Annotated in this window: 12 protein-coding genes and 1 tRNA gene; 4 read left to right on the top strand and 9 right to left on the bottom strand. The window is 70.8% G+C overall.

What is annotated here, in order from left to right; translation table 11 throughout:
- The 6 genes from ACZ3OF_RS29090 to ACZ3OF_RS29115 form a co-directional block, all read right to left on the bottom strand.
- Nucleotides 1-1,824: a S9 family peptidase gene (locus ACZ3OF_RS29090; protein ID WP_467307718.1), complete on the bottom strand. Its 1,824-nt coding sequence runs from the start codon at nucleotides 1,822-1,824 to the stop codon at nucleotides 1-3.
- 70 nt (nucleotides 1,825-1,894) lie between these two features.
- Complete coding sequence (locus tag ACZ3OF_RS29095) at nucleotides 1,895-2,194, bottom strand: DUF6191 domain-containing protein (RefSeq protein ID WP_467307721.1); 300 nt, start codon at nucleotides 2,192-2,194, stop codon at nucleotides 1,895-1,897.
- A gap of 116 nt (nucleotides 2,195-2,310) precedes the next feature.
- Nucleotides 2,311-2,529, bottom strand: coding sequence for a hypothetical protein (locus ACZ3OF_RS29100; RefSeq protein ID WP_361677149.1), 219 nt, complete (start codon nucleotides 2,527-2,529; stop codon nucleotides 2,311-2,313).
- A 93-nt stretch (nucleotides 2,530-2,622) separates the two neighbouring features.
- A complete protein-coding gene (locus tag ACZ3OF_RS29105; RefSeq protein ID WP_361677146.1) occupies nucleotides 2,623-3,711 on the bottom strand; it encodes a serine/threonine-protein kinase in 1,089 nt (362 codons plus the stop codon).
- A gap of 272 nt (nucleotides 3,712-3,983) precedes the next feature.
- A tRNA-Pro gene (locus tag ACZ3OF_RS29110) sits at nucleotides 3,984-4,057 on the bottom strand.
- 119 nt (nucleotides 4,058-4,176) lie between these two features.
- Nucleotides 4,177-5,115 carry a metallophosphoesterase gene (locus ACZ3OF_RS29115; protein ID WP_467307724.1) on the bottom strand — a complete coding sequence of 313 codons (939 nt, stop codon included), beginning with the start codon at nucleotides 5,113-5,115 and terminating at the stop codon, nucleotides 4,177-4,179.
- Between the two features lie 73 nt (nucleotides 5,116-5,188).
- On the opposite strand from ACZ3OF_RS29115, the gene ACZ3OF_RS29120 reads away from it, so the two are divergent.
- Nucleotides 5,189-5,653 carry a GatB/YqeY domain-containing protein gene (locus tag ACZ3OF_RS29120; protein ID WP_361677140.1) on the top strand — a complete coding sequence of 155 codons (465 nt, stop codon included), beginning with the start codon at nucleotides 5,189-5,191 and terminating at the stop codon, nucleotides 5,651-5,653.
- Between the two features lie 128 nt (nucleotides 5,654-5,781).
- Here ACZ3OF_RS29120 and ACZ3OF_RS29125 read toward each other — a convergent pair whose 3' ends face one another.
- Nucleotides 5,782-8,019: a transglycosylase domain-containing protein gene (locus ACZ3OF_RS29125; protein ID WP_361677138.1), complete on the bottom strand. Its 2,238-nt coding sequence runs from the start codon at nucleotides 8,017-8,019 to the stop codon at nucleotides 5,782-5,784.
- 585 nt (nucleotides 8,020-8,604) lie between these two features.
- Between ACZ3OF_RS29125 and ACZ3OF_RS29130 the strand changes: the two genes are divergently transcribed.
- On the top strand, nucleotides 8,605-8,949 hold the full coding sequence (locus ACZ3OF_RS29130; protein ID WP_015034550.1) for a WhiB family transcriptional regulator: 345 nt from the start codon (nucleotides 8,605-8,607) through the stop codon (nucleotides 8,947-8,949).
- Nucleotides 8,950-9,053: 104 nt separating this feature from the next.
- Here the strand turns inward: ACZ3OF_RS29130 and bagB are convergent, their stop codons facing one another.
- Both bagB and bagA read right to left on the bottom strand, forming a co-directional pair.
- Nucleotides 9,054-10,439: an ATPase BagB gene (gene bagB, locus ACZ3OF_RS29135; RefSeq protein ID WP_361677135.1), complete on the bottom strand. Its 1,386-nt coding sequence runs from the start codon at nucleotides 10,437-10,439 to the stop codon at nucleotides 9,054-9,056.
- Entirely contained in the window at nucleotides 10,436-11,398 is a 963-nt protein-coding gene (gene bagA / locus ACZ3OF_RS29140; protein ID WP_361677132.1) for an ATPase BagA, read from the bottom strand. Before bagA ends, bagB begins: the two co-directional genes overlap by 4 nt.
- Before the next feature lie 72 nt (nucleotides 11,399-11,470).
- Here bagA and ACZ3OF_RS29145 point away from each other — a divergent pair, with 72 nt between their 5' ends.
- Together ACZ3OF_RS29145 and ACZ3OF_RS29150 are read left to right on the top strand one after the other, a co-directional pair.
- On the top strand, nucleotides 11,471-11,629 hold the full coding sequence (locus tag ACZ3OF_RS29145; RefSeq protein ID WP_017947820.1) for a DUF4177 domain-containing protein: 159 nt from the start codon (nucleotides 11,471-11,473) through the stop codon (nucleotides 11,627-11,629).
- Complete coding sequence (locus ACZ3OF_RS29150; protein WP_361677129.1) at nucleotides 11,629-12,117, top strand: RidA family protein; 489 nt, start codon at nucleotides 11,629-11,631, stop codon at nucleotides 12,115-12,117. Before ACZ3OF_RS29145 ends, ACZ3OF_RS29150 begins: the two co-directional genes overlap by 1 nt.
- Nucleotides 12,118-12,166: the final 49 nt, after the last annotated feature.

A 12,166-nucleotide genomic window follows, 5' to 3' on the forward strand; every position in this document is an offset into this window, starting at 1 on the left:
TCACCCCCCGACCGGCCGGGTCCCCAGGTGACGCGCGGCGAAGGCGAGCTCCAGGCGGACCTGCTTGATCCGCTCCTCCACCACCAGGGAGCCGTGCCCCGCGTCGTACCGGTACACCTCGTGGACCGCGCCCCGCGCGCCCAGCCGGTCCACGTAGTTGTCGACCTGGCGGATCGGGCAGCGCGGGTCGTTGACGCCCGCCGAGATGTACACCGGGGCCGTGACCCGGTCGACGTACGTCAGCGGGGACGAGGCCTCGAACCGGTCCGGCACCTCCTCCGGCGAGCCGCCGAAGAGCGTCCGGTCCAGTGCCTTCAGGGCCTCCATCTCGTCCTCGTACGCCGTCACGTAGTCCGCGACCGGGACGGCGGCGAGCCCGACGGACCAGGCGTCCGGCTGCGTGCCGAGCCCGAGCAGCGTCAGATAGCCGCCCCACGAGCCACCGGACAGGACCAGCTTGGCCGGGTCGGCGAGACCCGAGGCGACCGCCCACTCACGGACCGCGGCGATGTCCTCCAGCTCGATCAGGCCGACCCGGTGCTTGAGCGCGTCCGTCCACTCCCGGCCGTACCCGGTCGAACCCCGGTAGTTGACCCGGACCACCGCGTAACCGTGGTCGAGCCAGGCCGCCGGGCCCGAGGCGAAGGCGTCACTGTCGTGCCAGGCCGGCCCGCCGTGCACCTCGAAGATCGTCGGGAAGGGCCCCTCGCCCTCCGCCGGCCGCTGGACCAGGGCGTGGATACGGCCGCCGGGGCCCTCCACCCAGACGTCCTCCACCGGCACCGACCCGGGCGCCCGCAGGCCGGGCGGGTCGAGGACGACCCTGCCGTCCGTCGAGCGCACCTGCGGCGGCTCGGCGGCCGACGACCACAGGAACTCCACGCTGCCGTCGGGGCGGGTCGTGGCCTCCGACACGGACCCGGCAGGGGTCTCGACCCGAACCAGCGCGCCCGTCGCGATGTCGTACCGCCACAGCTCACTGCGTGCCTCGAAGCTGTGCACGATCAGCAGGCCCGTGCCGTCCGCGTACCACTCCGCCGAGACGTCGCCCGGAAGCTCCAGCCGGAGATCGGTCTCCCGGCCCGTCGCCACGTCCCACAGCAGCGGCTCCCAGCGGCCCCGCCGCTGGTGCCCGACGAGCAGCCGGGTGTCCCCGTCCACCGGCGCGAAGCCCAGGACCGCGAGGCCCAGCTCCTTCGTGCCGCCCTTCGAGTCGTCCAGCTCTGCCACCACCGAGGAGTCCTCGGAGCGCAGGACCCGCAGGGCCGAGTGCATGGCGTCGCCGTGCTCGGTGTGCTCGATCGCGATCAGCGAGCCGTCGTGCGAGAGGTCGCCCACCCCGGCCGACTCCCGGTGCCGGTAGATCTCGACGGGCGCCGCCCCGTCCCGTACGAGATGGATCGTCGAGCCCTCCTCGTCCGTCGAGCGGCCGACGACCACCGTGCCCTCCCGGCCGATCGCGAGCCCCGCCGGATACGAGGCCGCGAGCCCGGGCACGGCGGGCTCGTCCGCGCCGCCGCCGAAGGGCTGGCGCATCCACACCCCGAACTCGTCCCCGTCCTTGTCCGAGAACCACCAGATCCACCGGCCGTCCGGGGACAGCGTGCCGTCCGTCGTCCCGTTCGGCCGGTCCGTGACCTGCCGCTGCGCACCGCTCCCCCGGTCCCAGGCGTACAGCTCGTACGTCCCCGTCGCGTTGGAGACGAACAGCGAACGGTCGGGCGCCTCCTCGGCCCACTCGGGAAGGGACACGCGCGCGGCCCTGAACCGCTGCTCCCACGCGGGGACGTCGGAGGTGCCTGTGATCTGGTTGCTCTCGGTCATGGCCCCCATCATGCTCCGATCCGCCGACAATCCGTTCGCCTCGTCCGCAGCCTGTGGATAACTTCGGGCGCTATCGGCCGCGGACCCCGTCGACACGGATCACCGCGCGACCGCCCGCCAGATCCACCGTCGAGCGGTGCGGAGGGGCGCCGTCCTCCTCGTCGTCCCGCAGGACGAGGGCGCTCTGGCGCTCCTTGAGCTCGTTCTGCTTGCCCTGCGAGAAGGTGGCGTGGAGCTGCTCGAACCCGGTCGACGACACCTGGCCGGTGCGCCGGCCGCGCCCGGTCGCGCGCAGGATCTGGTCGGCGAAGGCGACGACGGTCAGCAGGATGACCAGCCCGGGCAGCGTCACGAACACGGCGGACTCCATACCCGTCATTGTCCGCGGATTCCCGGAGAACGGCGGTCCCGGGTGCGGAACGTACGACGGTGAACCACAACCCCGCGCCTGCCGAACGGCTCTGACGCTCCGTCCGGTCCGGCGGATCAGCCTTGGGTGCTGTCCGGTGCCGATCCTGCCCGGGGTGCCCGCGTGGGCGATCCGCCGAGCGTCTTCGACAGCCGGCTGCGGACGACGGCGGTGACGACGGCGCCCGCGACGGCGGCGCCGCCGAGGCCCAGAGCCAGCGCGGACGGGCCGGAGTCGGAGACGACTTCGGGGGGAACGGTGGCCGCCGCCTCGGCGACTGTCCGAAGGGGGTGCATGTCACCAGGGGACCGGACCGGGAGACACAGGGCCACCCGGGGGACCCCGTTCGGGTCACGGCGCGTCCGTGGAGCCTCCGCGCCGCGGTCGGCTCACGACAGCCAGGCCATGCCGATCAGCAGGAAGACGACGAAGGCTATGCCGCCCGCGACGGCGGCGGTCTTCCTGGGACGCCGCCGGGAGAGGGCCGCGAGGCCGCTCTCGCCGCGGCGCGCCTGCCGGCGGGGTGCGGCGGCCCGTGGCCGGGGCTGAGGGGACCGCGGCTGCGATCGCGGCTGCGATCGCGGCTGGGGCCTGGGCTGAGACCTCGGCTGGGACCGGTGCGGGGGCGCCGCGCGGGGTACGGGCCGGTGCGGGGGCTGCGGGTGCTCGCGCCACGCGCCCGAGGTGAACCAGTCGGCGATCGCCTGGGCCGGGGGTCTCTGCTCCGGTTCCTTCGCCAGCAGCGTGAGGAGGTACGCCTCGAACGCGGCGGGCAGTCCCACACCGAGCTGCCGGGGCGGCGCGGGCGGCGTGTCGATGTGCTGGTACAGCAGGGACGTGGCGGTGTCTCCCTGGAACGGGGGCCGTCCGGTGAGCAGTTGGTACAGCACGCAGCCGAGCGAGTACACGTCGGACGCGGGCGACGCGGGCCGCCCGAGGGCCCGCTCGGGGGCGAGATAGAGGCCCGTACCGACGATCTGGCCCGTGGTCGTGAGCGCGGCGGACGGGTCGTCGACGAACCGGGCGATCCCGAAGTCCGCGAGCTTCACGGTCCCGTCGCCGTCGAGCAGCAGGTTCCCGGGCTTGATGTCCCGGTGCACCACACCCTCCCGGTGCGCGGCGGCGAGCCCGGCGGCTGCGTGGGCGGCCACGACGGCAACGCGCTCCGCCGGCAGCACCAGGGGCGGCGCCCCGGGGTCGGGGGCGAGGCTCGATCCCTCGACCAACTCCATGACGAGGAACAGCTTTCCGTCCCACGTACCGAAGTCGAAGACTCCGACGACATGCGGATGGCTCAGCCGCGCGGCGGTCTGCGCCTCCAGCCGGAACCGGTCGGCCGCGGAGGGATCGGTCTCGTGGCCCAGCATCAACTTGACCGCGACGGACCGCCCGAGCACCTCGTCGGTGGCCTGCCACACCTCGCCCATGCCGCCACGTCCGACACACATGTGGAGCCGATATCGGTCCGCGACCAGCACCTGAGACCCAGCCTTTCGACGGTCGACAACCTGAGAGGAAGCACGCGTCGCCGTACTCCGCCGTCCGGCACCCGATGCGGCTATCAGGGTAGAGCCGCTTGATCGACTTCCCACACGCGCCCTGTCCCCACGGCCACCGCCGGCCCCGACGAAAGTACGGACACCGGACACGTACATGCCTCGTGCGGCAGTCAGGCCCGCAAGCCCCCGGAAACCACTCAGGGGCCTGACCCGCTCTCGCGGATCAGGCCCCTGACCTGGTGTTTCAGCTGTCGGGGTGGCGGGATTTGAACCCACGACCTCTTCGTCCCGAACGAAGCGCGCTGCCAAGCTGCGCTACACCCCGATGTCACTGCTCTGTTCTTCACGTCGCGGCGACATCGATTACTTTAGCCCACCCGCGCCCTGAGACGAAATCCGGTTTTCGCGGCCCCTCGCCGCAGGTCGGACGGGGTCCCCGGGGCGTCAGTCGCGGGCGGTCAGGGTCAGCAGGGTCGCCTCCGGGGGGCAGGCGAAGCGGACCGGGGTGAAGCGGTTCGTGCCGCAGCCCGCCGAGACGTGCAGGAACGAGGTCCGGCCTTCGACCGTGTGGGTGGAGAGGCCCTTCACCCGGTCCGTGTCCAGGTCGCAGTTGGTCACCAGCGCGCCGTAGAAGGGGACGCACAGCTGGCCGCCGTGCGTGTGGCCCGCCAGGATCAGCCCGTAGTCGTCCGCCGTGAACGCGTCGAGCGTCCGCAGGTACGGGGCGTGCACCACGGCCATCGAGAAGTCCGCCGACAGGTCCGGGCCGCCGGCGACCCGCTCGTACCGGTCCCGCTTGATGTGCGGGTCGTCCAGGCCGGTGAAGGCCACGTCCAGGTCGGGCAGCTTCAGCCGGCCGCGGGTGTTGGTCAGGTTCACCCAGCCCGCCTCGTCGAAGGCGTCCCGCAGCCCTTCCCACGGGTTGTGCACCGCGCCCACCACCGGCTTGTTGCCGTTGAGGCCGTGGCGCCCCTGGGCCTTCTCCAGGAGGTAGCGGGCGGGGTTGCGCAGCCGCGGTCCGTAGTAGTCGTTGGAGCCGAAGACGTACACGCCCGGGAACTCCATCAGCGGCCCGAGCGCGTCCAGGACCTCCGGGACCGCCTCCGTGTCGGAGAGGTTGTCGCCGGTGTTGACGACGAAGTCCGGGCGCAGACCCGCCAGCGACTGCAGCCACTTCCGCTTCTTGTGCTGTCCGCACACCATGTGGATGTCGGAGACCTGAAGGACCCGCAGATCCCGCATCCCGCGCGGGAGCACCGGGATCGTCACCCGGCGCAGCCGGAACGAGCGGGCCTCGAAGCCCGCCGCGTAGACGAGTCCGGCCGCGGCCGTCGCCGTGAGACCTGCCGTGATCTTCAGGGGGATCCCGTACCGTGCGCGCATCCCCCCATCGTCGCAGACCCGATGAGCGGAAATGCGCGGGCGGGTGGGGCTCGGCACCTGACACACTTGGGACATGACCACGCTCAAGGCCAAGCTTCAGGACGACCTCAACGCCGCCATCAAGGAGCGCGACGAGCTGCGCTCCTCGACGCTGCGTCTCACCCTCACCGCGATCACCAAGGAGGAGGTCTCGGGCACGACCAAGCGCGAGCTCTCCGACGACGAGGTGCAGAAGGTGATCGCCAAGGAGGCGAAGAAGCGCCGCGAGGCCGCCGAGGCCTTCGCCCAGGGCGGTCGTGCCGAGTCGGCCGAGCGCGAGAAGGCGGAGGGCGTGATCCTCGACGCGTACCTGCCGAAGCAGCTCGGCGACGACGAGCTGGAGCAGATCGTCGCCGCGGCGGTCGCCGAGGCCAAGGGCGCCGGGGCCGAGGGGCCGCGCGCGATGGGCGCCGTCATGAAGATCGTGAACCCGAAGGTCGCGGGCAGGGCCGAGGGCGGGCGTGTCGCGGCCGTCGTGAAGAAGCTCCTCGCGGGCTGACCGTCCGTACGGACACAGGTTCGTCCGCGACAGTCCGTACGGACCGTACGGACCGCTGAAGACGGAGAACGACCGAGGGCGCCTCCCCGTACCGGGGAAGCGCCCTCCGTCATGTCCTGCCGGCAGCCCTACGGACCGTTGCCACCGCCGTTGCCGTTGCCGCCCCGGCCGTTGCCACCGCCGATCAGGTCCGGCGGGATGGTGATCTCCGGGAAGCCGGGCTTGTCGCGCCCGGGCTTCTCGTCGTCACCCGGCTTGGGCTTGTCCCTGTCCCTCTCCTTGTCCTCGGGCTTCTCGCCACGCGGTACGGAGATGGGGGCGAAGGACGGCGTCTCGGAGGCGTTCAGCGCCCCGGTCATCGCGATCTTCCAGATCGGGCCCGGGAGGCAGCCACCGCAGACCTTGTCGTAGTACTGGCCGCCGATGGTGATGTCGTACATCGACTGCTTCTCGCCGACGTCGTCACCGACCCAGACGGCCGTCGACAGGTTCGGGGTGTACCCGACGAACCAGGCGTCCTTGCGGTCGTTCGTCGTACCCGTCTTGCCGGCGTTGTCGCGGTCGCTCAGACCCGCCTTCGTACCGGTGCCGTCCTCGACGACGCCCTTCAGCATCTGGTTGACCGTGTCGGCCGTGCGCTCGCTCATCGCCCGCGAGCACTCGGTCCGAGGCACCTTCAGCTTCTCGCCGTTGGCGGTCTTGATCGACTCGATGGCGATCGGGGTGCAGTACGTTCCGCGGTTGGCGAAGGTCGCGTAGACCGCCGCCATGTCGAGCGGGGTGGCCTCGATCGCGCCGAGCGTGATCGAGGGGCTCTCCTTGACCTTCTTGCCCAGCTCCCGCTCGTACCCGACCTTCTTCGCCATCGTGACCGTCTCGCACAGGCCGGCCATCTGCTCCAGCTTGGCGAAGTAGGTGTTGATGGACTTGCCGAGCGCGCTCGTCATGTCCCAGGTGCCGGTCTCGGACTTGAGCTCGTTGCCGACCTTCCACTGGGCGTAACCCGCCGGCTTGCCGTCGCAGCGCGTGAAGGAGTTCTCCGGCACCTGGATCTCGTACCCGGAGGAGAAGCTCTGCGCCGGGCTCAGCCCCTTCTCCAGGGCCGCGGCCGCCGTGATCGGCTTGAACGTCGAACCGACCTGGAAGCCGTACGTCGTGCCGCCCATCTTGCTGCCGACGGCCAGGTTGAGCGTGGTCTGGTGCTGCTTCTGGTCCAGGCCGTAAGGGCGCGACTGCCCCATCGAGAGGATCTTGCCGCTGCCCGGCTGGACCTGGACGACCGATGCGGCGACCTTGTCGTCCTCGTTGATCTTCGCGACGGCCGCCTCGTTGGCCGCCTCCTGGGCACGCGGGTCGAGCGTGGTCCGGATGGTCAGACCGCCGAGGTTCCACAGCTTCTGCCGCTCCTCGACCGTCTTGCCGAAGACCGGGTCGTTGAGGATCGTCTTGCGCACGTAGTCGCAGAAGAAGCCGGCGCCGTCGACGGCGGTGATGCAGCCGTTCTTCGGGGACTTGACCTTCAGCTTGATCGGCGCGGCCTTCGCCCGGTCCGCCTCCGCCTGGCTGATGTCCTTCACGTCGGCCATCCGCTGGAGGACCACGTTGCGGCGCTTGGTGGCTTCCTGAAGGTCGTTGACCGGGTCGTAGCGGCTCGGCGACTGGACGAGGCCGGCCATCATCGCGGCCTCCTCCACCTTGAGGTCGGCGGCGGGCTTGGAGAAGTAGCGCTGGGACGCCGCCTCGATGCCGTAGGCCTGCTGGCCGAAGAAGGTGATGTTGAGGTAGTTCTCGAGGATCTTCTTCTTCCCCAGCTCCTCCTCGACCTGGATCGCGTACTTCAGTTCGCGCACCTTGCGGCCGATGGTCTGCTGGGTGGCCTGGGCGACCTTCTCGGGGTCGTCACCGGCCTCCTCGACGAAGACGTTCTTCACGTACTGCTGGGTGAGCGTGGACGCGCCCTGGGACACGCCGCCCGACTGGGCGTTGCGGTTGATCGCGCGCAGCACGCCCTTGAGGTCGATCGCCCCGTGCTCGTAGAAGCGCGAGTCCTCGATCGCGACGATCGCCTTCTGCATGTACGGAGAGATCTTCTCCAGCGGCACGACCTTCCGGTCGCGCGAGTACACGGTGGCGAGAGTGCCGCCCTCCGAGTCGAGGATGGTGGTGCGCTGACTCAGCGGTGGTGTCTTCAGGTTGGAGGGGATCTCGTCGAACCCCTCGACCGTGCCCTTCGCCGCGAGCCCCAGTGCTCCGGCCGCGGGCAGGGCGATGCCCGCCAGCACGGCTCCGGAGAGCACGCTGACACCGAGGAACTTGGCGGCCTGCTGGGTCCCGGTCAGACCTCCGCCCGAGCGCTTCTTTGCCATAGGGGGCAGCCTAATCCGTAGTGCCCGGCGTTCCGCAGGAGCGGGGGCGTCTCGGAGCGTTCCCGTACCAGACCGTGACATCCGCGCGGTGCGCCTGAGCACGGCGCGTCGAGGGTCGGGAGCCCGTGCGCCGCGGGGGCGAGGAGCGCCGGCGCCGCGTCATCGGCAGGCCGGGGGCCTTCGTCTCCATTCGCCGGACACACGTATATGCCTTGGCCTAAGCTGCTCCCAACTGTCACAGCAGTGTGGTTCCGCATCACAGCCCGGGCGTGACATCGGCAGGAATTCCCTTGGCCCCGAACCTGGGGAAGTCATGCCCGATTCCGCCCCGTGCGTCACTCGACGCCCCATGTGACTCCGTCGCAGCCGGGCGAACTGTACCGGTTCGCCGGTTTTGACACGCATGTCCATCGGTCACTCCCCTGGGTGATCTGCCGCGTACGCATAGTCCGTTCGGGCCATTCAAGATTGGGCCCGAAGGGGGTGTTGCGCTGTGCCCACCTTCCGTAACGTCACCAACTGGCAGCGGTGAATATGCCGCTACCGCCGTGGGGGAGCCTCGATTCGGGAGAGGACGGCGCCGGTATGGGCTGGGTAGCTGACTGGAGTGCGCAGGCGGCCTGCCGCACTACCGATCCGGATGAACTTTTCGTGCAGGGAGCGGCGCAGAACAGGGCGAAGGCGGTGTGCACCGGGTGTCCGGTGCGGACCGAGTGCCTGGCCGACGCGCTCGACAACCGCGTGGAGTTCGGCGTGTGGGGCGGCATGACGGAGCGCGAGCGCCGTGCCCTGCTGCGCCGGCGGCCGACCGTCACCTCGTGGCGGCGCCTGCTGGAGACCGCACGCACGGAGTACGAGCGGGGAGCGGGCCTGCTGCCCGTGGCGATCGAGGACGACGCGACGTACGAGGCGTACGCGGCGGTGGGGTGACCGGGGCTCCGGTCACGCGCCTTCCGGGGGCGCGGGGTGCGGACGTACGCGACGCGTAGCCGCGGACCGCACGTACGCGAAGCCCCGCGCGGGATCCGTGCCGCTCAGGCCGACGGCATACGGCCGGCCGTGAGCCGGTCACCGATGGCCCGAAGGCCTGCCAGATCGTGTACGTCGCCGGGCAGGGCGGCCACTTCGGTGACAGCCACCTCGGGGTGGAGCGCCGTGAACCGGTCGCGCGTGCGCTGCTCGCGCGCGAGCACCTGCATCCGCTCGGCATGGAGCCGGAGCAGACCGGCGGTCAACTGCTGAATGTCGGGTGCGTCGGCGTCGGCTGTGGGGGCAGCCTCGGCGTGCGAAGAACCTGCGGCGGCATTGCTCGGGGTCGTGCTCGTGCTGACGGTCGTGCTCGTCGTGCTCGTGCTGGTGGTTCCGGCGGCGGTCGCGGTGTCCGACGACTCAGGGGCGGTGGCCCAGGAGCCTCGCACTCCAGCCTTCCCGGCCCCCTGATCCACAATGCGTCCCTCGTCAAGATTTTCCGCCGCGGCCCGAGCCCGTTCGGCCGACAGTTCGGCCGCACCACTGCCATGGACGCGATTGAGGACGAGCCCGGCCAACGGCATCTCCTCGGCGGCCAGCCGCTCCACGAAGTACGCCGCCTCGCGCAGCGCGTCCCGCTCCGGCGTCGCGACCACGAGGAACGCCGTGCCCGGGGCCTGGAGCAGCTTGTACGTCGCGTCCGCCCGGGTCCGGAAGCCGCCGAACATCGTGTCCATCGCGGCCACGAAGGTCTGTACGTCCTTGAGGAACTGACCCCCGAGCAGCTTCCCCAGCGTCCCCGTCATCATCGACATGCCGACGTTGAGGAACTTCATCCCCGCCCGGCCGCCCATCTTCGCGGGAGCCATCAGCAGCCTGATGAACTTCCCGTCCAGGAACGACCCGAGCCGCTTCGGCGCGTCCAGGAAGTCGAGCGCGGAGCGCGACGGCGGGGTGTCGACCACGATCAGGTCCCACTCGTCCCGGGCTCGCAACTGCCCGAGCTTCTCCATCGCCATGTACTCCTGCGTACCGGCGAAACCGGCCGAGAGCGACTGGTAGAAGGGGTTCTCCAGGATCGCCCGGGCCCGCTCGGCATCCGCGTGCGCCTCGACGATCTCGTCGAAGGTCCGCTTCATGTCGAGCATCATCGCGTGCAGCTGCCCGCCGTCGGACCCCTTGATCCCCTCGACCTCGCGCGGGATGTTGTCCAGTGAGTCGATCCCCATCGACTGCGCCAGCCGCCGCGCCGGGTCGATCGTCAGGACGACGACCCTGCGGCCCCGCTCCGCCGCCCGTACGCCGAGCGCCGCCGCGGTCGTGGTCTTGCCGACGCCGCCCGCGCCGCAGCAGACGATGATCCGCGTGCCCAGGTCGTCGATGAGCGGATCCAGGTGCAGGACGGGTACGGAGTCCAGACCGTTCGCCGCGGCGTCCACCGAACCCGTCACGCGCCCACCCCTTGCTTCCGCAGCTCCTTCGCCAGCCGGTACAGGCCCGCGATGTCCGCCCCGTCCCCCAGGAACGGCAGTTCGTACGCCGGTACGCCCAGCTCCATGAGCACCGCCCGCTGCTCGCGCTCCAGCTCCACCCGCTGCGCGTGCTCGGCCGCCTGCTCCAGGAGCGGCTCGACCAGCTTCGTACCGCCGCGGACGCCCGCCGCGGCGAGGGTCCGCGCGACCGCGTCCCGGTGGTCGCCGGAGGCCGCGCGTACCGCCGCCTCGTCGAGGACGTGCGGACGGACCATGTTCACGATGACGCCGCCCACCGGCAGTTCGGCCGCGCGCAGCTCCGCGATGCCGTCCGCGGTCTCCTGGACCGGCATCTCCTCCAGCAGGGTCACCAGATGCACGGCAGTCTCCGGGGACTTCAGGACCCGCATCACGGCCTGCGCCTGATTGTGTATCGGGCCGATCCGGGCCAGCCCCGCCACCTCGTCGTTGACGTTCAGGAAGCGGGTGATCCGGCCGGTCGGAGGCGCGTCCATGATCACGTGGTCGTAGGTGTAGCCGCCGTGCTTCTCGCGCCGGCGGACCGCCTCGCAGGCCTTGCCCGTCAGCAGCACGTCCCGGACCCCGGGCGCGATCGTCGTCGCGAAGTCGATCGCGCCGAGCTTCTTCAGGGCCCGGCCCGCGCTGCCCAGCTTGTAGAACATCTGGAGGTAGTCGAGCAGGGCGCGCTCGGCGTCGATGGCCAGCGCGAAGACCTCGCCCCCGCCGGGGCCGACGGCGATCTTGCGCTCCTCGTACGGAAGCGCCTCCGTCTCGAAGAGCTGTGCGATGCCCTGTCTGCCTTCGACCTCGACGAGGAGGGTCCGCTTGCCCTCCGCCGCGAGGGCGAGCGCGAGGGCGGCGGCGACCGTCGTCTTACCGGTACCACCCTTGCCGCTGACGACCTGGAGCCTGCTCACGTCTTCGAGCCTAACCACTGGAGCGCCCGCCTAAGCAGGAGGCTGCCTGTGGCAGCGGATACAGTCGGCTCCATGACCAAGTGGGAATACGCGACCGTGCCCCTTCTCGTGCACGCGACGAAGCAGATTCTGGACACCTGGGGCGAGGACGGGTGGGAGCTCGTCCAGGTCGTCCCCGGGCCGAACAACCCCGAGCAGCTCGTGGCCTACCTGAAGCGGGAGAAGTCCTGATGAGCGGGGCCGGGAACGGGACCGGGACCGTCGAGGCGAAGCTCGCCGAGCTGGGCCTGACCCTGCCGGAGGTCGTGCCGCCGCTGGCCGCGTACCAGCCGGCCGTCCAGTCCGGTGTGTACGTCTACACCTCGGGCCAGCTCCCGATCGTGGCCGGCAAGCTCCAGCTGACCGGCAAGGTCGGCGCCGAGGTCACGGCCGAGGAGGCCAAGGAGCTCGCCGCCACCTGCGCCCTGAACGCGCTCGCGGCCGTGAAGTCGGTCGCCGGTGACCTCGACCGGATCAAGCGTGTCGTGAAGGTCGTCGGCTTCGTCGCCTCGGCCTCCGACTTCGTCGGGCAGCCGGGTGTCATCAACGGCGCCAGCGAGCTCCTGGGCGCGGTCCTCGGCGACAAGGGCGTGCACGCGCGCAGCGCCGTGGGTGTGGCGGTGCTCCCGCTCGACGCCCCGGTCGAGGTCGAGGTCCAGGTGGAGCTCGTCCAGGACTGACGTCCGTACGTTCGTCGAGAGCCGGTTCTCCCGTCCAGGGGGAATCGGC

Source organism: Streptomyces sp. NPDC022552, from assembly GCF_055561875.1.